The organism is Spiroplasma endosymbiont of 'Nebria riversi' (assembly GCF_018831625.1).
Classification (GTDB): domain Bacteria; phylum Bacillota_I; class Bacilli_A; order Mycoplasmatales; family Nriv7; genus Nriv7.
In genome coordinates this window covers 94,722-115,630 of the sequence record NZ_CP065193.1, presented here as the reverse complement: position 1 = coordinate 115,630, position 20,909 = coordinate 94,722, and the positions used below count along the sequence as shown (strand labels likewise).

The following is a 20,909-nucleotide window of genomic DNA, read 5'->3' as shown; positions in this document are numbered from 1 at the left end:
TTCAAACATTTGTTTTAATAACAGTTTTTTGTTGGCCTGTCGCTGGGTTGTATTCATAAACATTATAATCTTCTGAACCAAATTAAAGTTTATCATTAAAAAAAAGACCTGAAGAATAAATTATTCCATTTGTTTTAATAATAATTTTTGTTCTATTTATTTTATTATTTTCATCATTGCTTCGTTTTTGTCTTTTATAATTTATTTTTTCTAATTTAATTTGTTGTTCTTTTGTTGGATAAGGACTATTGGCAACAAAAACCGCTACTCCACTACTTGCTGTTGTTATTGTACTTAATAAACTAAGTAATTTTTTCATTTATTAAATCCTTTTTATGAATTTTTACTAATTAATAAATTTGTTGAACAATAAACACCCTTCCTTAAATTTTTAGAGTCTAATTATTACAAATTGATTATAAATCATCAAATAAGAATTTTTATCATTTTTTCAGAATATTGAATACTAATTCTAGAAAAACATTTATCTTTAAAAAAGAAAAATAAGTTAACTAAATTTAACTTTGTTAAAATTACTCTACCAAGAAAGGTTATTTTTTATGTTAGAAATTAATAATAATGTAAAAACCTTAGAAAACAAGCATTGATTCAGTTTATTTATAACCCATAAAAATATGTACACCAACAAATGTGAACAATTAGCTAATGAATATGAAAAATTAGATGAATACTTATATAAATATCATTATCGCTTAAAACAAGGTTATAAAGTAGTTCATTTTGCATCAAGAACAATTATTACAATTTTTGGTGATGTTACTTTTAAACGACGCCAATATAAATATTGAAATCAAAAATCAGGTAAATTTGAATATGTATGTTTATTAGATAAAGAAATTGGTTTATTACCTAAACAACGCATTTATTTTGATGTTCAATTTAAAGTTTTAAGTCTTTTGGGTGATGGTAAACGCTATCGTGATGTTTTAGATGCTCTAAATCATTGTTATATTTCAAAAGGTAGTATTTCAAATATTTTAAATAAATACGATATTGCTGAATATTTTCAACTAGCAGAAAAAGAAACTAAAACTAGAATTGATGTTAAAAATAAGGATTTATATATTTAACTAGATGAGACATTTTTAGCGACATTAGATCAGAAAGTTAAACAAGACCAGAGAATTCGTTTGGTTACTTTTCATACCGGAAATAAAGAAAAAAATTATAAAAATGCTCGTAGAGAATTAGAAAATAAACGAGGTCATTTTCTAATGTTAAAAGTTGGTAAACGAATAAATACGACGGATTATCGTGATTTATTAATTAGAGAATTACAAAAACATTATGTGAATGTTAATTATGACAAAATAATTGTTTGTGGCGACGGGGTTACTTGAATTAGAGAAATTGCCAATAGTTTCGGTAATGTTAGATATATTTTAGATGGTTATCACGCTATTAAAAAATTAAAACAAACCGCATTTAATATTATTTTTGAAAATCGCAAAGTAGCAATAAATATTTGAATTAAATTATATAAGGATGGAAATCCTCAAGAATTAATCAAAAACATTCGTAATGTTGCGAAAAATGAATTAAATAAAGATATTAAAACAAATTTAAGAAAGGCTAGTAATTATTTCAGTAATAATAAGCAAGGTATTCATAATCAAAATTTAGAATGAAATATTGGTTGTAGCATTGAAAGTGATGTGTCACATTTGGTAAAACAACAATTAGGATATGGGGCGAAAATATATAATCATAAGAATTTAAATAACTTATTACATTTAAGAATGGCAAATTTAAACAAATTAAATGTATTACATTACATTAATGAAAATATTAATTCAGAAATAGAAATCAGAAAAGAAATATATAAAAATTCATTATGAAATAAATATAATAATAAAAATGATGATAGTTGAATTAATTATAAAGGTAATGCTGTAACAAATAAATATAATAGATTTAAGTAAGTAAAAATATTAGTGAAAATTTAATAATAATTAATAATTTTTATTGTGTAAAAATTCAATAATATGATAAAATGGTAATGAATAAAAATGACAACAACAAGAAAGGCGGGGTTAGTTTAGTAATTAAATAATATAATTAGCTGATTGTTTTACTTTTTCAAAACAATACCTAAGAAAACTAAACGCGACCTTTTCATAATTTGAATTTGCTTTTTTTTTTAAAAAAAGTTTAAAATTGTCTTGCATTGTTTTATAAAAGTTGAGGTTTAATTTATGAAAAGAAAAATAATGAAATATTGAGTAGTGTTATTATTATCAGTTTCTCAAATTTTAACCTTAGCTGCTTGTACTTTCCGTTATCAAACTAAGATTGATGAAGGCATCGCTGCTAAATTAAATGATTTTTCGGCAGTTACTGGCGAAATTACTAAAGCACTAATATTAAGTAGAGAAAAAAAATGAGATGCTTCGAAAGTTATTAATGATATTTTAGAAAATAAAGTTGATAATTTAATTTTTAAAAATATTTCTTATTCGTATTTTGGACAAACCAATAATAATAATTGATTCCCTCGTCATCAAGAGTTTTTTTCTTCGCAAGATCTAGCTAATAAAGTTATTAACTCTAATGATAAATATGTAAAACCCTATGCTAATTTAATTAGTCAAAATAATATTTTAGGTAAAATTCGAACATATGGTTCAATTTTTAACACTTTAACTGTTGATACATTAAAAGAAATTTTTAATAGTGGGTCCGTTTTAGATCCCATTATGAATTTTTTAACTAAAAGTAATATTGAAAGTTTTTGAAATGATTATAATGCTTATATTATTACTGAATTACGAAATAATCTTACTGAACATAATGATAATTTTGTTGGCAAAGTAACATATGCTGAAGCACTACAGTGGTCACAAAAAAGAATTAAAAAAATAATTGTTCAAATTGGTTGTAAGAAAGAAAATGATGAAGAGAAAGAAAAAGCTGAAAGTTCTTGTAAAGGATATGATAGTAAAGATGATGCCGAAGTAGAAGCTGCTTATGATACAATGATGGCAACATTTGGTATTGAAGTAGATAATATTAATGATAATAATTTTTCAATAAAAACTAATAAATATATATTAGAAAATTTTCAAAATGGATTTAAAGATTTAAAAAATATTATTTCATTATTAGTACCAATTTTATCAGTTATTTCTTATGTAATGAAAATTTATGCTAGTCTTCCTTTTGGTGATCCCAATAAGATTTGGTACGAAGTTAGTAAAATTCCTGAAGAAATTCAACAAGCTATTAATGATCAGTTAAGTGCGATATATGTTGGTTTTGATCAATCAGTAATTAGTAATTTAAAAAATAAGTTAACAAAAGTATTTTCTTTAAATGATGGCGGATTAAGTTTACGAAAGTTATTATTAATTATTAGATTAACCCCACAATTAAATGAATTAGTTAAGAAAATTAACATAAATTTCATAACTCTCTTAAGGTCTTTTGATTACCCATTAATTGATGTGGTTTCAGCCGGTGGTGTTTGTGTGGGATTTAATAGTTTTCTTTGTAAAAATATTGATTTTTTCCCAAAAGCATTTCCTAAAATTAAAGAAATATTAGATCCCATTTTTGGAACTGTTAAAAAATATTTAAATTTCCTTCCTAATGATACAAATATTAATTTAAATGATGTTTTAACCGCAATTAATAAGTTAGTCGGCGTAATTCAAGATGAGGTGTTAACAGAAGCAAAGATTAACAAGATTCTTGCTGCCATTGAAATTGACAACGAGCATGCAAAAGTGGCATTATTAGAAATCCTTGGATATAATGTTCAAAAAGGTGAATTAATACCGAATGGAGTATTGGACACTCTTATTACGACTATTAGCTCTTGTAAAGAAGATGATGATCCCAATTGTATAACCGAGGTTGCTAAGTTGTTAACATTGTTAACAAGCGAAAACGGAATTTTAGATCGCATTATTAATGATAATAATGGCACTATTAATATGAAATATCGGAGATTTTATCAAGATAGTAATTATTGAAGGATTACTAATACGAAAATGCAGTATAATGATATTGATAATTCATTAGAAGTATCATATGATATTAGTTTTTCCCAAGGTAAGATGAATAATGTTTATTCAATTAAATGAAAAACAAAAAACTATTACAATAGTCTTGCTAGCAATAATTTTAAAATTATAGCATTTAGAAATAAGGAGATTAAATAAAATGAAAAATACAAAATGGGCATTAATTGGACGAATAGTAATTTTATTAGCATTTTTTTTAATGATTGTTTATGGTTTTGTAGAGTTAGTTAAGTCTAAATTTGTTATTTATGATACTGTTGTTTTAAAACTAAATTTTTGAACTAGTAATTTTGCTCAAACATTATGAAATATATTAATTATTATTGCTTTTTTTACATTTGTTATTACAAATATTTGAGGTTTAAAAAGAAGGATTTTCTTTTGAATAATTGGTAGTATTTATATAATTATTGCTTTTTTAACATTTATCTTTACAATTATTGATAATACTGATAATGGCGAGAGAATGGCAATTGGATTAGTTATTTCTTTACTATTAATGATTGGGGCGGGATTTTTATTACTAGTCGCCTATCGAATGAAAAATAAAGAGATTGTTGCTAATAATTGAAAATTTTGAGAGAAAAATAAGTCTGCCAGTACTGTATAGTTAAAAAAACAGCAAGGATTTTGCTGTTTTTATTTTTAACAAGTTTATTTGTTATAATAATTTAAGAAATGAAATAGGATTAGGTGAAAATTTTTTAATGAAGAAAATATTATTAGTTGATGGTAATGGTTTAGTTTTTCGGGCATATTACGCAACCGCATATAGTAATTCCATAACTTTACGAGCAAATAATGGGACACCAACTAATGCTTTGTTAGGTTTTATTACAATGTTAGAAAAGATTTTAAAACAAAATTATGATTTAGTTTTGGTTGCTTTTGATGAGGGACCTAAAAATTTTCGTTATGGAATATTACCTAGTTATAAAGAAAAACGCGTTAAAACCCCACAAGAATTATTACAGCAATTACCATTAGTTCGTGAGTTTTTAGATGCTTATGGAATTCAATGATATGAACATCCTGATTTTGAAGCTGATGATATTATTGCTACGATTAATAAAAAGGCAATTGATTTAAATTGAGAAATTGAAATTTTGTCATCGGATGGTGATTTAGAACAGTTATTATCTGCTAATACGGTAATTGTTAAACCGAAGCAGGGATTATCACAAGTAGAAATTATTAATGTTGATTCATTAAAAGCAAGATGAGATATAACTCCAAACCAAATACCTGATTTAAAAGGATTAAAAGGTGATGCCAGTGATAATCTTCCAGGTATTAAAGGCATTGGCGAGAAAACTGCTTTATCATTGTTACATCAATTTGGAACATTAGAAAATATTATTACGCACCAAGAGGAATTAAAAACAGCGGTTAAAGAAAAAATTGTGAATAATGCTAATATCGGCTTATTATGTAAAGAAATGGCATCTTTAAGATATGATGTTCCTTTTCCTAAGGATTTATCTTCGTTAACAATTAATAGAGATTTAAATCGCTTAAAAGAATTTTATTTAAAATATAATTTGAAGTCATTAGTTAATCGTTTAGAGACAAATAATCCTTCACAAGATAATAATAAAGATCAAGGTAAAATTTTAAGTAAGTGAGATGCTAATTATAATTGTGTTGAAAATGCGTTATTTGTTGAAATGAGTGGTGATAATTATTATACTTCAGACATTATTGGCTTTGGTGTTGTTAACGATAAAGGAACATTTTATTTAGATTATCTTGTTGCTAGTACTGATGAATTATTTTTAGCATTTTTAAAAGATGAAAAATGTCTAAAAGATGTTTTTGATTTGAAGAAAGTTATTAATGGTTGTAAATGACATCATATTGAAGTTAAAGGTATTGCTTTTGATTTACAATTAGCAGGTTATATTTTAAATGCGAATATGAAAGTAACGATTGATAATGTTATTAATTATTTTGCTGAACAAACTTTTATGAATGATGAAATGTTTTATGGTAAAAATCAAAAAAAAGTTGTACGAGAATTACAAGAAGTTGCTGGTTTTATTACTAGAAAAGCTTGATGAATTTTACATTTAAAACCGCTTCTTAGTAAGAAATTAGAACAACAACAACAATTAGAGTTGTATAAAAATATTGAGTTTCCTTGTGCTTTTGTATTGGCAAAAATGGAGTTTCACGGTATTCGTGTTAATATTAAACAATTAGAACAGTTAACAAAAGAAGTATTAAAAATTGTCACCCAATTAAATGAAGAAATTAATAGTTTAGCGCAACAAGATGTTAATCCTAATTCTCCTAAACAATTAAAAGAATTATTATTTGATGTGTTAAAATTACCTGATTTACAAAAAGGTAGTACGGCACAAGAAGTATTAATCCAATTACAAATGCAACAATTACATCCAATTATTGATAAAATTTTGGAATATCGTAAATATCAAAAAACTTATTCAACTTATTTAAAAGGTTTAGAAAAATATATTTTTGCAGATGGTAAGGTGCATACGATTTATAATCAAACTAATACAACAACAGGAAGGTTATCTTCACAAGAACCTAATATGCAAAATATTAGTATTCATGATGTTCATCAAAAATTAGTTCGTAAGGTGTTTGTTCCTAATGATTCTGGCACACAAGTAGTGTTATCTAGTGATTACTCGCAAATTGAATTAAAAGTTTTAGCACATATGGCTAATGTTAAAGAATTAATTAAAGCATTTAAAAATAATGAAGATATTCATTCATTAACTGCTAGTAAAATATTTTCTATTAATCAAGCTGAAGTTAGTGAACAGCAACGAAGAGTTGCGAAAACTGTTAATTTTGGGATTGTATATGGTATTTCTGATTTTGGTTTAAGTAAACAATTAATGATTTCTATTAGCGAAGCAAAAAAATTTATTGAACAATATTTTGCTGTTTTTCCTGAAATTCGTCATTATATGGATAATACAATTAAATTTTGTCAAGAACATAAATTTGTTAAAACTTTATTCAATCGGATCCGATACATTCCAACAATTAATGATCGGAATTGAGTAGCTAAACAAGTAGCAGAACGCGTAGCAATTAATGCTCCGATTCAAGGAACAGCAGCTGATATAATTAAATTAGCTCTAATTAAAATTGATCAGCAATTAGAACAAAATAATTTAAAATCGTATCTTGTTGCTCAAGTTCATGATGAGTTGATTGTTGAAGTATATGAAAATGAATTAGAAATTGTTAAAAAAATTGTTAATTCAGCAATGAATTTAGCAACAAAATTGCAGGTGCCCTTAACGGTTGATATTAATACAGGAAATAATTGATATGAAGTATAAAGGAGATTAAGTTAATGCCAGAATTACCAGAAGTAGAAACTGTTCGTGCCAGTTTACAACCTTTTGTTTGCAATCAAGTTATTACAGGAATTAGAATTTATTGAAGTTCAGTAATTAAACAACCCGACTTAGTATCATTTCGAAAATTGATTGTTGGTCAAAAAATTCTTGATTTAAAAAGAAAAGCAAAACATTTAATTTTTGAATTAGAAGATTTTGTGTTAATTAGTCATTTACGAATGGAAGGTAAATATTATTATCAAAATCTTAATGATGATATTGAATGAAAACATGTTTTATTAGTTTTAGAATTAAGTAATGGTTGTGAATTAAGATATCATGATACAAGAAGATTTGGTTCTTTTCATTTGCAAAAAAAGGATGAATATGAACAATTAGCACCATTAATCAAAGTAGGCCCAGAACCTTTTGAATCAAGGGCTACTGTTGATTATTTACAAAAGAAATTTAAAAATAAGAACCGAGCTATTAAAACAATGCTGTTAGATCAAAGTATTATTAGTGGTTTAGGAAATATTTATGTTGATGAGGTATTATTTGCTAGTAAAATTCATCCTGTTACTAGATGTAATAAATTACAAACCGAGCATTTAAAAGCAATTTTAAATAATGCGAAACAAATTTTAACACAAGCGATTAACTTAAAAGGAACAACAATTGCTAGTTATACTTCTAATGTTGGTGTTAAAGGGACATATCAGCAATTATTGAAAGTGCATACAAGAGAAGCATTAGCGTGTTATGTTTGTTCTTCAATAATTGAAAAAATTAAGCTTAATGGTCGTGGTACATATTTTTGCTGTCAATGTCAGAATAAATTATAAGTTGTGAATTATGTGGATAAGTAAATTAAAGCATCTTATTTATAAGATATTTTTAGGACTAAGTTGTGGATAACTTAGTGGGTAATTATTTTTTTATTGTTTATTATTTACATCGCTATTATTCTGTCATAGAATAAATAAGACAATAAGGTGGAGATAAAAATGTTACAATCAGAAGAAAAATTTCAAATAATTATTAATTCTCATATTTGTAGTGAAACGCAAAAGATAGTTCAACATTTATATCAACCAATTATTGGTGTTAATGCTGTTTCGCTATATTTTGCTTTATTAAATGAACAATTATCAATGAAAGTTTTAAATTTAGATAATTCGCATTTACGCTTGCAAAATTTATTACAATTATCATTACTGGAAATTGAAGTTGCGAGAAATCGGTTAGAAGCAATAAATTTATTTGATGTTTATCGTAATAATACTAATATTGGTGTTACTTATTACTATGAATTATTTGCTCCGATGGCACCACAAGACTTTTTTAATCATCAACAATTTAATCAATTGCTAATTGATAATCTTTCTCTTAATGATTATGAACGAACAAAGTTTTTATTTATGCAATATCAAGAAGATCTATCAAGTTATAAAAAAATTACGAAATGCTTTAATGAAGTATTTTCTTTATCAATAGTAAAAGCAGATGCTTCTAGTGCTGATTTTATTTTCCAAACCAATCATTTGTCAGAAACTAATAAACAATCATTAGAAGTTGCTAATGAAGATATGAAAAATCCTTTACAAAAAAAAATTTATGAGATGCAAACAATATCACCATATAAATATTTAACATTATTACAAAATTTTCCTTTACAAGCGAAAGATTTACAGTTATTGGCTAAGTTATTAGTTACTTACACTTTGTCACCAGAAGTTACTAATTGTTTAATTGAATATGTGTGATATAAAAATAATAAACTTTTAGTTGTGGCTTATTTAGAAAAAATTGCGAGCACATTACAACAAAAGCAGATTACTACTGTTGAACAAGCAATGATATATTTAAGAACTGCATATGTTCAAAGTTTTAATAAGGAAAAAATAAAATCTAATAAAATTGTAAAAAAATCAAAATTTGATTATGAAATTAAATGAAATATGGGTATTATTCCAAAATGGTTACAAGAAGACCCCCTTTGTCAAACATAATTATGGAAGGAAGTGATTGTTATGGATATTTATCATCGGATTCAAAAAAATAAGATTGTTGCTTTGCAGAAATTTATTGCTGAACATCAATTACTAAAAAAAGATTTATTACGAAATAATGATATTTTAGAAAAATATTTAAATAATTTTGTTGAATGTTTGGATGGTTTGAATTGAAATGAATGTCAACAATTAATTCCTGGATATCGGTTAGAATTAGTTTATGAAAATCAACGCATTTATTTAGAAATGCAAGATTGTTTACATCGTCAATATTTGCGAGCTAATGATAAAATTCGTAATAATTATTTAATTTGTCATTTTCCTTTATCAATGATTAATTTATCATTAGAAACTGATTTTCATTTACCAGAAAATGATTTTATTCGCATAAAATTAAAAGAATATTTTATTAATTTCCTTAAAAAAGAGCAAACAACAGGATTATATATTTATGGTGCTCCTGGTATTGGTAAAACTTATATTTCTATTTTATTAGCTAATAGTTTAGTTCGGAATGATTATAAAGTATGTTTTGTTTTTGTTCCCCAATTAATGAGTCAATTAAAACAAGCGATTTCGAAAGCAACTAATTCATTATCTAGTGATATTTATAAGCTCCAAACTTGTGATGTGCTATTCTTAGATGATTTAGCTGGTGAACCCGTATCGGAGTGAACTCGTGATGAGATTTTATTTAGTATTTTAAATTATCGGATGCAACATAATTTATCAACATTTTTTAATTCTAATTATGATATGGGAAACTTACAAGAATATTATAGTCGTAATGCTAAATATAAAAATATTGATATTGTGAAATCAATTCGGTTAGTAGAAAGAATTAGATACTTGGCAAAACCAGTATTATTAGAAGGCGATGTGCTTCGGAAATATGCCCAATAAATTGGCAATGATTTGCAATGTCTTTGGTAATTTCTAGATAGTGTTTTAGAAGAAAATTACTAATTTAATTTTTTAATTTTGTCGAAAACTCTTGATAAAATAAAAAAAATCATCAACTTGATAATTTTAAAAGGCTTTTATGTAAAATTACTATTTTTACTTTAATTTTTTATACATTAAAATATAATATCGCTGTTTGTTGGTTTGGAGTTAAACCCTTATGTTGGTATTTTCATTTTCAGAGATTTAAATAATTTTGAATATTAGTAAAACCTAAACCATGATAATGAATTAAGGCTAGATTGTAATTTACTGATTTTATTTTAAGTTACGATAACTAGCTTCAGGATTAATTGTTGTTTTAGTTACACATAAAGTAGAATTTGTTTGTTTTGCTACTAAAAAATATAATTTTTGCATATCAGAAGTAATAATTGAATTTTGGTTAATTAATTCTTTGTTCATATTTTCAATAACTCATTGTTTTTGTAAACTTTTGGTGCTTGTGGATTTAACATAAATATTGTTATTATTATCAACTGCCATTTGAATACAGCATTTAGTATTAGTTGCGAATGGGTCAAGGCGAATTCTTCGTGGATCAGTTTTATGTTTGAAATTTCCTTTATGAATTTCTTTAATAAATGTTTCATCGATTTGGATTTTACCAGATAATTTTTTAAATTTTAATTGGGTATTTTCTAATTGTTTTGATTTCATTAATTTTTGACGATTATATCAAGCAGTTTTTAATGTAGTTTTAATAAAACGAGAAATTGTTTTACTAGATTGCCCCGGCAATGAAATTTGAATCAATAAATTTCATTGTTCATAATTTAAATGACTTCAATAAATAAAATGATTACAAAAAGCGTCAAAACTTGCACGGTAATTTTTACATAAATATTTTTGTTTTCCTTCTGAATTATGTCCATTTTTAACGCAATGGTAAGATTCACATTTAGGGCATTTAATACCTTGTGCTCTAAATTTTTGATTAATTTCATTTTAACGTGTTTGTTTTTTTATTAATTCTGCTTGTTGTTTGACTTTTTCATAAAATTCTAAAAATTGATCATCTGTTAAAGTGTTTACTAGTTCTTGAATTATTCTTTCCATAATTATTATCCACCTCTATCATATTAAAAATATACCTAAAATTAAGTATATTCAATAAATATCAAGAGTTTTCTACAAAATTAAAAATTTAATTGTAAAATAAATGAGTTATTTGTATAATTATTGCAGTGCATATAGGAGGAAAACAGAATGATAAAGAAAAGAATTGCAATTAATGGGTTTGGACGCATTGGTCGTTTAACTTTAAGAATATTAATGAATTATGAAAATATTGAGATTGTAGCAATTAATGATTTAGGTGATGTTAAGATGCTAGGTCATTTATTAAAATATGATTCAGCACAAAAGCGATTTGATAAGGGAGTTACTACTAAGGAATCAAGTTTAGTTATTGATGGTCATGAAATTAAAATTGTATCTGAAAAGGATCCTAAAAATTTACCGTGAAAAGATTTAAATATTGATGTTGTTGTTGAATCAACAGGGTTATTTGTTACTAAGGAAAGTGCAGCAGCTCATATAGCTGCGGGAGCTAAAAAAGTTGTCATTTCAGCACCTGCGGGAGCTGATTTAAAAACCGTTGTGTTTAATGTTAATCATCATGAAATTGTTGCTAGTGATACTATTATCTCAGCAGCATCTTGTACAACTAATTGTTTAGCGCCAATGGCACAAGTATTAGATGAAAAATTTGGTATTAAAACTGGGGTGATGACAACAATTCATGCTTATACTAATGATCAAAATATTTTGGATGGTCCACATCGTAAAGGTGATTTTAGAAGAGCAAGAGCAGCGGCAGTTAATATTATTCCAAATACTACGGGAGCTGCTAAAGCGATTGGGTTAGTATTACCAAATTTAAAAGGAAAATTAGATGGTGCAGCTCAAAGAGTACCAGTAGTTACTGGTTCAATTACTGAGTTAACTGTACTTTTAAATAAAAAGGTAACAGTTGCTGATATTAATGAAGCAATGAAAAATGCTGCTAATGAATCTTTTGGTTATACTGAAGATCCAATTGTTTCTAGTGATGTTATTGGTATTAGTTATGGTTCATTATTTGATGGTACGCAAACTAAAGTAATGACTTTAGGAGAGGATCAATTAATCCAAGTTTTTGCTTGATATGATAATGAAATGTCATATGTTAATCAACTATGCCGAACAGTTAATCATATTGCAAACTTAATGGAATAAATAATGGCTAAGGCGTCCACCTTAGTTTTTATTATTGGAAAGGAAAATTAAATTCATATGAAAAAAACATTGGCAGATATTAATTTTAAAGATAAAAAAGTATTAGTCCGAGCCGATTTTAATGTGCCATTAGTTGATGATGTTATTAGTGATGATAATCGTATTATTAGTGCCATCCCAACAATTCAATATTTATTAGACCACGACGCTAAAGTTATTTTATTATCACATTTGGGAAGAATAAAACGGTCAGAAGATTTAAAAAAATATTCATTAAAACCAGTAGCAAAGCGGTTAGCAGAGTTATTAGGTACTGAAGTAAACTTTGTTGATGAAATTAGTAGGGTAACATTGCAAACAGCAATTAATAGTTTAGAAAATAAACAAGTTTTATTAATGGAAAATACGCGTTTTGCTGATTTAGAAAATAAAAGGGAATCTAATAATGATGCTATTTTAGGTAAATATTGAGCAAGTTTAGGTGATGTTTTTGTTAATGATGCTTTTGGCACAGCCCATCGTGAGCATGCTTCTAATGTTGGTATCGCAACTAATATTAATGAATCGTGTATTGGCTTGTTAGTGGAAAAAGAGTTAGCAATGTTAAATAAAGCGATTATTAATCCTGAGCGACCTGTTGTTGTGATTTTAGGAGGAGCAAAAGTATCTGATAAGATTGGTGTTATTGATCATCTTTTAAAGGTAGCTGATAAAATAATTATTGGTGGAGCAATGAGTTTTACTTTTTTAAAAGCGCAAGAATTTAATATTGGCAAGTCTTTAATTGAAGAAGATAAAATAGAATTAGCTAAACAGTATTTACAAAAAGCAATTGGTAAAATAATTTTACCAATTGATCATTTGATGAGTAAAGAGTTTGTTGATCAGTCTGGAATTAATAGTACCGATGCTAATATTGCTGATGATTATATAGGAATGGATATTGGTGCGAAAACAATAACATTATTTAATAACTATATTAAAGAAGCTAAAACTATTATTTGAAATGGTCCGGTTGGCGTTTTTGAGATGAAAAATTTTAATAAGGGAACACTAGCAATTTGTGAAACAATTGCTCATTTAAATAATGTTTTTAGTATTGTTGGTGGTGGTGATTCAGCAGCAGCAGCCATTCAGTCAGGTTTTAAAGATAAGTTTAGTTATATTTCAACTGGTGGCGGCGCTAGTTTGGAATTATTAGAAGGCAAACCGCTACCCGCTATTGAAGTTATTCAAGATAAATAGTTAATGTTATTAATGATGTATCGTTTATTTAAACGATACATTTTTATTGTTAAAATATAAAAATTGTTTTAATTTTGTAGAAAACTCTTGATATTTATTGAATATACTTAATTTTAGGTATATTTTTAATATGATAGAGGCGGATAATAATTATGGAAAAAATAATTCAAGAACTAGTAAATAATTTAACAGATGATCAATTTTTAGAATTTTATGAAAAAGTCAAACAACAAGCAGAATTAATAAAAAAACAAAAACGTTTAAATGAAATTGATCAAAAATTTAGAGCACAAGGTATTAAATGCCCTAAATGTGAATCTTACCATCGCGTTAAAAATGGACATAATTCAGAAGGAAAACAAAAATATTTATGTAAAAATTGCCGTGCAAGTTTTGACGCTTTTCGTAATCATTTTATTTATTGAAGTCATTTAAATTATGAACAATGAAATTTATTGATTCAAATTTCATTGCTGGGGCAATCTAGTAAAAAAATTTCTCGTTTTATTAAAACTACATTAAAAACCGCTTGACATAATCGTCAAAAATTAATGAAATCAAAACAATTAGAAAATACCCAATTAAAATTTAAAAAATTATCTGGTAAAATCCAAATCGATGAAACATTTATTAAAGAAATTCATAAAGGAAATTTCAAACATAAAACTGATCCACAAAGAATTCACCTTGACCCATTCGCAACTAATACTAAATGCTGTATTCAAATGGCAGTTGATAATAATAACAATATTTATGTTAAATCCACAAACACCAAACGTTTACAAAAACAATGAGTTATTGAAAATATGAACAAAGAATTAATTAACCAAAATTCAATTATTACTTCTGATATGCAAAAATTATATTTTTTAGTAGCAAAAAAAAACAAATTCTACTTTATGTGTAACTAAAACAACAATTAATCCTGAAGCTAGTTATCGTAACTTAAATAAAATCAGTAAATTACAATCTAGTCTTAAAGAAGTCTTAATTCATTATCATGTTTTAGGTTTTACTAATATTCAAAATTATTTAAATCTCCGAAAATGAAAATACCAACATAAGGGTTTAACTCCAAACCAACAAACAGCGGTATTATATTTTAATGTATAAAAAATTAAAGTAAAAATAGTAATTTTACATAAAAGCCTTTTAAAATTATCAAGTTGATGATTTTTTTTATTTTATCAATAGTTTTCGACAAAATTAAAAAATTATTTTATCTTTAAAAATCCTAAATATAATAATAATTTTAAAGTATTAATTATTAACTCTTACCTAATAACCTTAAACATTTTTTTCTTATATACTTCAACACCCGGTTGATTAAAAGGATTAACTTCTAGTAAATAAGCACTCATTGCGCAAGCTTTAAAGAAAAAGTACACTAAGTAACCAAACATTATTTCATCCATTGTTTCTAACTCTAAAATAATATTAGGAACTTTCCCCTCATTACTATGCGCATCAATTGTTCCTTCTAAAGCTAAAGCATTAATTTGATGTAAAGAATAATTAGTTAAATAATTCAATTGATCTACATCATCACTATTAGTAGCAATTTTAACATCCAAAGAGGGCTTTTTAACTTGTAAAACTGTTTCAAATAAAACTTTGCTTCCCTCTTGAATAAATTGTCCTAAGGAATGTAAATCAGTAGAAAAATTAACACTAGCAGGCAAAATTCCTTTACTATCTTTTCCTTCTGATTCACCAAATAACTGTTTTCATCATTCAGCCAAACTAGACATCTGAATTTCATAACTAACTAACATCTCTACAGGATATTGCTTTTCTTGATGTAATATTGTTCGCACAACAGCATATTTATATGCTTGATTTTCTAAAGTATCATTACTTAAATCTGTATATGCTTGATTAGCTCCCAGAATAACCCTATCAATATCAATTCCGGCCATTGCCATTACAAAAATACCAACAGGCGTTAATACTGAAAATCTACCACCAATATCATCAGGAATAACTAAAGTTTCATAACCTTCTTGATCTGCTAAGTTTTTTAAAATCCCATTTTTAGCATCAGTAGTAGCAATAATCCTTGTTTTAGAAATTGCTTTACCTTTTTGTTGCTCTAATAAATCTCTAAAAAGACGAAAAGCAATCGCTGGTTCGGTTGTACTTCCTGATTTAGAAATAACATTAATAGCAAATTCTTTATCCTTAACATATTCTAAAACTTGATTAGTATATGTTGATGATAATGTATTACCAACAAATATTATTTCTAATGAATCTTGGGAATATAATCCTTTAATCATATCAATAGCTGCTTTAGCGCCTAAATAAGAACCACCAATACCAATAACAATTAAAACTTGAATTTCAGGAATTAATCGTTTAGCAATGATTTTCATCGCTTCTCATTCAGTTTTATTATAATTTTTTGGCAAATCAACTCAACCTAAAAAATTACTGCCAAGACCTTTCCTTTCAGTAATCATTGTTTTATGAATTGAATGAATTTTATTTTGATATTTATTAAGTTCTTGATTTGTTAAGTGTGTATAACTAATATTTGTTTTAATCATCTATTATTCGTCACTTTCACTGATATGCCCGCTATTATCAATTCATTGCGATAAGTTATTAGATAAATCTTCAAATCCTGATCCTGATTCTTTAATATGTACGGACCCACGATTTTGTTCTTCTTTATGAAGTGCTTTATGACTTAAACTTAGTTGCTTTTTATCAACATCAAAATTTAACACTTCTAAGCGATAGACTTTTTCAACTTCTGCAAATTCATTAATATCTTTAACATATCCATCAGAAAACTGACTAATATGACACATCCCAGTTATTCGCTCTGGCTTTGACTGTGAAGAAGTACTGTTTTCATTAGCGTTATCAACGATGTTTTCAATAACATAAAATACACCTCAGGGTAAAACAGCAGTACACTTTGCTTCAACAATGTCACCTTTTTTATACATAAAATCTCTCCTTTGATTTCAGTAAATATTTTCATATATTCACATGATACTTAATTATAACATTGAGAAAAATAAATATTCATTTTTATTTGCAAAAAATTTACTTTTTATAAAAAATATAAATATCTTTAAAAATTAAAATTTTTCAATTCCAATTTTCGTTATTACTTGATGCATTAAAATATCATTTTTATCAACTGTTATTTCTTCTATAGTTTTTTGTCAACTATAACCAATTCCAATAATTGGATTTTTAAAATCTACTAAAGTTCGGTCATAATATCCTTTCCCATATCCAACTCTAGTGCCGTTACTATCATACGCTAAAAACGGTAAGAAACAAATATTAATTTCCGAAGTCATTAACATTTTACATTGCAAATTAGGTTGTAAAATATTGTAATTATTATCAATTACTAAATCATCAAAACTAGTAATTTGATAAAATAATAAAGAATTATCATCTTGCATTCTTGGTAACGCAACAATCTTGTCATTATTAAAACAAAAACTAATTAAAAGATTAACATTAACTTCTCCCCTAATGGGTGAAAATAAACCAATTATTTTTGCTTTTTGAAAATCGTCGTTATTAGTAATAAAATTAATAATTTTTTGATCATATTGTTCTTTATCATCTTTTACCATTGCTAATCTTACTTTTAAAGCTGATTTTCGTAATAAATGTTTATCAAACATCTAAGCACATCCTTATAACTTATTATAACATCATTAAAAACCCACTACTTGCTAATAATGAACATTGCTTACGATTTGGTTGCTTTTTAGTATGAGTAAATACAATTAAGTCTTCTAAAATATCACTATCATAATCTTTAACATTAATCATTAATGAATAATTATTTAAAATTGCTAGTGCTTGATATTTTGATTTATTAGTAATGGTTTGACAAATCAAGTCAGCACTAGAAGTTGCAATTGCACAAGCATAACCCATAAACCGAGCTGAAACAATAACATCATTGATAACTACTAACTGTAAATTTAACTGATCAGCGCAACTTAAATTAGATTGCAATCGCTCAATTGCTTGGTTATGTTTAATAAAACCTTGATACTGAGGATTTTGATAATGATTAATAATTATCTTTCTTCATTCATTATAAGAAATCATCAATAAAATTGCCTCCTGTTTTTAATGCGATAATTAATTTATCAACATCTTCTTTAGTATTATAAATATAAAAACTAGCTCGTAATGAACTTTTAACACCAAGTACTTGATCAATTAAACTAGCACAATGGCTACCACTACGAAGACAAATATTGTAGTTATTAGCTAAATTAACTGATACATCGTGGGCGGCAACATTATTAACATTAAAAACTAAAATGCCACTTTTAGCATTAGGATTATAAATTGTTACATTTAAATTTTCCCTTCGTATTTCATTAACAGCATAATCTTTTAAACTAGTAATATGATTATGAATTGTTTCTAAACCAATATTCTGTAAATACTTAATCGCTTCTTGTAAACCAAAAATACCAGCAATATTTTGCGTCCCTGATTCAAAACTCATATATCCTTGTAGTAAAGAATATGTTCCGTTATCATTAATAATAGCATTATTACCGCCGCCTAATAACATTGGTGCTAATTTAGATAACATCATATTTTTTCCTCATAAAATACCAATACCCGTTGGCCCTAACATCTTATGACCAGAAAATACTAAAAAATCAATATCTCAATCTTGAACATCAGTTTTAATATGACCAACTGATTGAGCACCATCAATAATAACAATAATGTTAGGATTATATTGTTTAATTGCTTGACAAATCGCTTTAGTGTCATTAACAGTTCCTAAAACATTACTTATATTTGCAAAACTAACAATTTTAGTTTTCGGTGTTAATAATTTTTTAATATTAGTAATAGTAATCGTTAAATCTTCCAAACCAATATATTTAATCTTTGCTTGTTTAGTCTTTGCTAAACGATACCAAGGTAATAAATTAGAACTATGTTCAGCCATTGTTAATAAAATCTCATCATCCTTAGAAATTAATGCTTCTAACCCTAAAGCCAATTGATTTAATCCAAAAGTAGTTGAAGGAATAAAGATAATCTCACTATCCTTACCATTAATAAATTCAGCAACTAGTTTACGAATTTTTTGAATGTTCTCATTACAATCATGGGCTAGTAAAAAATCATTATTATGAGGATTAGTAGAATATTTTAAATAATAATTAATAATATTATCAATAACACATTGTGGCTTTAAACTAGTAGCACTATTATCTAAATAAACAATATTTTTATTTTTATGAAAAAAGGGAAAATCTTTCTTAATATTTTTTATATCTGTCATTAATTAATTTCTTCCTTTCTATCTTTAACTATTTTAATAATTTATTTAATTATTATCTATCTACAAATATTAGATATAAGAATTTTTAATAACTTTAAGAAATTATTATTTAATTAACCACTAGTATATTTTACCTAATTTAGGCGATAATTGCTATCTTTAACATAAAGTGGGTCGCGCTTAGTTTTCTATGTAGTATAACCACAGACTTATGACAAGCACAATCAGTTTTTTAAAAAAGGTCGCGTTTAGTTTTATTGGGTATTGCTTTGAAGAAGTAAAACAATCAGCTAATTATATTATTTAATTACTAAACTAACCCTGCCTTTCTTGTTATTGTCATTTTTATTCTTTTTCATTTTATCATATTATTGAATTTTTACACAAAAAAAATTATTAATTTTATTAAATTTTAACTAATATTTTTACTTACTTAAATTTATTATATTTATTTGTTACAGCATTACCTTTATAATTAATTCAACTATCATCATTTTTATTATTATATTTATTTCATAATGAATTTTTATATATTTCTTTTCTGATTTCTATTTCTGAATTAATATTTTCATTAATGTAATGTAGTACATTTAATTTGTTTAAATTTGCCATTCTTAAATGTAATAGGTTATTTAAATTATTATGATTATATATTTTTGCCCCATATCTTAATTGTTGTTTTACTAAATGAGATACATCACTTTCAATGCTACAACCGATATTTCATTCTAAATTTTGATGATGAATGCCATGCTTATTATTACTGAAATAATTACTCGCTTTCCTTAAATTTGTTTTAATATCTTTATTTAATTCATTTTTAGCAACATTACGAATGGTTTTGATTAATTCTTGATGATTTTGCCACCCTTATATAATTTAATTCAACTATTTAGTGTTACTTTGCGATTTTCAAAAATAATATTAAATTCCGTTTGTTTTAATTTTTTAATAGCATGATAACCATCTAAAATATATCTAACATTACCAAAACTATTGGCAATTTCTCTAATTCAAGTAGCGCCTTCGCCACAAACAATTATTTTATCATAATTAATATTTACATAATGTTTTTGTAATTCCTTAATTAATAAATCACGATAATCCATCGTATTTATTCGTTTGCCAACTTTTAACATTAGAAAATGACCTCGTTTGTTTTCTAACTCTCTACGAGCATTTTTATAATTTTTTTCTTTATGTCCGGTATGAAAAGTAACTAAACGAATTCTTTGGTCTTGTTTAACTTTATGATCTAATGTCGCTAAAAAGGTCTCATCTAGTTGAATATATAAATCCTTATTTTTAACATCAATTCTAGTTTTAGTTTCTTTTTCTGCGAGTTGAAAATATTCAGCAATATCATATTTATTTAAAATACTTGAAATACTAGCTTTTGAAATATAACAATGATTTAGAGCATCTAAAACATCACGATAGCTCATTTCTTTATCTAATAAACATACATATTCAAATTTACCTGATTTTTGATTTCAATATTTATATTGGCGTCGTTTAAAAGTAACATTACCAAAAATTGCAATAATTGTTCTTAAAGCAAAATGAACTACTTTATAACCTTGTTTTAACCGATAATGATATTTATATAAGTATTCATCTAATTTCTCATATTCGTTAGCTAATTGTTTACATTTACTGGCGTACATATTTTTATGGGTTGTAAATAAAATGAATCAATGCTTATTTTCTGGGGTTTTTAAATTATTATTAATTTCTAACATAAAAATCGCTTTTCTTGGTAGCAATTTTAACAAAGTTAAATTTTGTTTTTAATTTT

20 protein-coding genes and 1 pseudogene are annotated in these 20,909 nt (G+C 25.8%); 11 read left to right on the top strand and 10 right to left on the bottom strand.

Translation table 4 applies throughout. The features are described 5' to 3' along the window. Nucleotides 1–82: 82 nt before the first annotated feature. Entirely contained in the window at nt 83–319 is a 237-nt protein-coding gene (locus I5Q57_RS00900) for a hypothetical protein (RefSeq protein WP_215826381.1), read from the bottom strand. Nucleotides 320–560: 241 nt separating this feature from the next. On the opposite strand from I5Q57_RS00900, the gene I5Q57_RS00895 reads away from it, so the two are divergent. The 8 genes from I5Q57_RS00895 to I5Q57_RS00860 all read left to right on the top strand — a co-directional run bounded on the left by I5Q57_RS00895 (nt 561) and on the right by I5Q57_RS00860 (nt 10,287). Continuing rightward, a complete protein-coding gene (locus I5Q57_RS00895) occupies nt 561–1,091 on the top strand; it encodes a UPF0236 family transposase-like protein (protein ID WP_215826380.1) in 531 nt (176 codons plus the stop codon). Nucleotides 1,092–1,151: 60 nt separating this feature from the next. Next, nucleotides 1,152–1,943, top strand: a complete 792-nt coding sequence (locus I5Q57_RS00890) for a UPF0236 family transposase-like protein (RefSeq protein WP_215826379.1) — start codon at nt 1,152–1,154, stop codon at nt 1,941–1,943. Between the two features lie 273 nt (nt 1,944–2,216). After that, the gene (locus tag I5Q57_RS00885) at nt 2,217–4,184 is read left to right on the top strand and encodes a hypothetical protein (protein ID WP_215826378.1); all 1,968 of its coding nucleotides are present in this window, start codon (nt 2,217–2,219) and stop codon (nt 4,182–4,184) included. 1 nt (nt 4,185) lies between these two features. Continuing rightward, nucleotides 4,186–4,656, top strand: a complete 471-nt coding sequence (locus tag I5Q57_RS00880) for a hypothetical protein (RefSeq protein WP_215826377.1) — start codon at nt 4,186–4,188, stop codon at nt 4,654–4,656. A gap of 97 nt (nt 4,657–4,753) precedes the next feature. Continuing rightward, the gene (polA, locus tag I5Q57_RS00875) at nt 4,754–7,369 is read left to right on the top strand and encodes a DNA polymerase I (protein ID WP_215826376.1); all 2,616 of its coding nucleotides are present in this window, start codon (nt 4,754–4,756) and stop codon (nt 7,367–7,369) included. A gap of 14 nt (nt 7,370–7,383) precedes the next feature. Further along, the gene (gene mutM / locus I5Q57_RS00870) at nt 7,384–8,214 is read left to right on the top strand and encodes a DNA-formamidopyrimidine glycosylase (RefSeq protein ID WP_215826375.1); all 831 of its coding nucleotides are present in this window, start codon (nt 7,384–7,386) and stop codon (nt 8,212–8,214) included. 162 nt (nt 8,215–8,376) lie between these two features. Then, nucleotides 8,377–9,381, top strand: coding sequence for a DnaD domain protein (locus I5Q57_RS00865; protein ID WP_215826374.1), 1,005 nt, complete (start codon nt 8,377–8,379; stop codon nt 9,379–9,381). A gap of 21 nt (nt 9,382–9,402) precedes the next feature. Next, a complete protein-coding gene (locus I5Q57_RS00860) occupies nt 9,403–10,287 on the top strand; it encodes an ATP-binding protein (RefSeq protein WP_215826373.1) in 885 nt (294 codons plus the stop codon). Nucleotides 10,288–10,605: 318 nt separating this feature from the next. On the opposite strand, the gene I5Q57_RS00855 is transcribed toward I5Q57_RS00860, so the two are convergent. Continuing rightward, nucleotides 10,606–11,103, bottom strand: a complete 498-nt coding sequence (locus tag I5Q57_RS00855) for a hypothetical protein (protein WP_215826372.1) — start codon at nt 11,101–11,103, stop codon at nt 10,606–10,608. Nucleotides 11,104–11,205: 102 nt separating this feature from the next. Next, a pseudogene (locus tag I5Q57_RS09985) lies at nt 11,206–11,262 on the bottom strand (hypothetical protein); the annotation flags it as partial. Nucleotides 11,263–11,556: 294 nt separating this feature from the next. Between I5Q57_RS09985 and gap the strand changes: the two are divergent. From gap to I5Q57_RS00840, 3 genes are all read left to right on the top strand, one after another. Further along, complete coding sequence (gap, locus tag I5Q57_RS00850) at nt 11,557–12,567, top strand: type I glyceraldehyde-3-phosphate dehydrogenase (RefSeq protein ID WP_215826371.1); 1,011 nt, start codon at nt 11,557–11,559, stop codon at nt 12,565–12,567. A 57-nt stretch (nt 12,568–12,624) separates the two neighbouring features. Continuing rightward, nucleotides 12,625–13,812, top strand: coding sequence for a phosphoglycerate kinase (locus I5Q57_RS00845; RefSeq protein ID WP_215826370.1), 1,188 nt, complete (start codon nt 12,625–12,627; stop codon nt 13,810–13,812). A gap of 152 nt (nt 13,813–13,964) precedes the next feature. Continuing rightward, entirely contained in the window at nt 13,965–14,723 is a 759-nt protein-coding gene (locus I5Q57_RS00840; RefSeq protein WP_215826369.1) for an IS1/IS1595 family N-terminal zinc-binding domain-containing protein, read from the top strand. Between the two features lie 363 nt (nt 14,724–15,086). Here I5Q57_RS00840 and I5Q57_RS00835 read toward each other — a convergent pair whose 3' ends face one another. From I5Q57_RS00835 to I5Q57_RS00805, 7 genes are all read right to left on the bottom strand, one after another. Beyond that, nucleotides 15,087–16,361, bottom strand: coding sequence for a glucose-6-phosphate isomerase (locus tag I5Q57_RS00835; protein WP_215826368.1), 1,275 nt, complete (start codon nt 16,359–16,361; stop codon nt 15,087–15,089). Nucleotides 16,362–16,364: 3 nt separating this feature from the next. Continuing rightward, a complete protein-coding gene (locus tag I5Q57_RS00830; RefSeq protein ID WP_215826367.1) occupies nt 16,365–16,814 on the bottom strand; it encodes a S1 RNA-binding domain-containing protein in 450 nt (149 codons plus the stop codon). Nucleotides 16,815–16,904: 90 nt separating this feature from the next. Next, on the bottom strand, nt 16,905–17,468 hold the full coding sequence (locus tag I5Q57_RS00825; protein ID WP_215826366.1) for a 5-formyltetrahydrofolate cyclo-ligase: 564 nt from the start codon (nt 17,466–17,468) through the stop codon (nt 16,905–16,907). A 22-nt stretch (nt 17,469–17,490) separates the two neighbouring features. After that, the gene (locus I5Q57_RS00820; protein WP_215826365.1) at nt 17,491–17,904 is read right to left on the bottom strand and encodes an iron-sulfur cluster assembly scaffold protein; all 414 of its coding nucleotides are present in this window, start codon (nt 17,902–17,904) and stop codon (nt 17,491–17,493) included. Further along, nucleotides 17,891–19,111 (bottom strand): aminotransferase class V-fold PLP-dependent enzyme, encoded by a 1,221-nt coding sequence (locus tag I5Q57_RS00815; RefSeq protein WP_215826364.1) that lies wholly within the window; start codon nt 19,109–19,111, stop codon nt 17,891–17,893. The genes I5Q57_RS00820 and I5Q57_RS00815 overlap by 14 nt, the downstream gene beginning before the upstream one ends. Before the next feature lie 429 nt (nt 19,112–19,540). Continuing rightward, complete coding sequence (locus I5Q57_RS00810; protein WP_215825990.1) at nt 19,541–19,723, bottom strand: hypothetical protein; 183 nt, start codon at nt 19,721–19,723, stop codon at nt 19,541–19,543. A gap of 233 nt (nt 19,724–19,956) precedes the next feature. Further along, nucleotides 19,957–20,853 (bottom strand): UPF0236 family transposase-like protein, encoded by an 897-nt coding sequence (locus I5Q57_RS00805; protein ID WP_215826363.1) that lies wholly within the window; start codon nt 20,851–20,853, stop codon nt 19,957–19,959. Between the last annotated feature and the right edge of the window lie 56 nt (nt 20,854–20,909).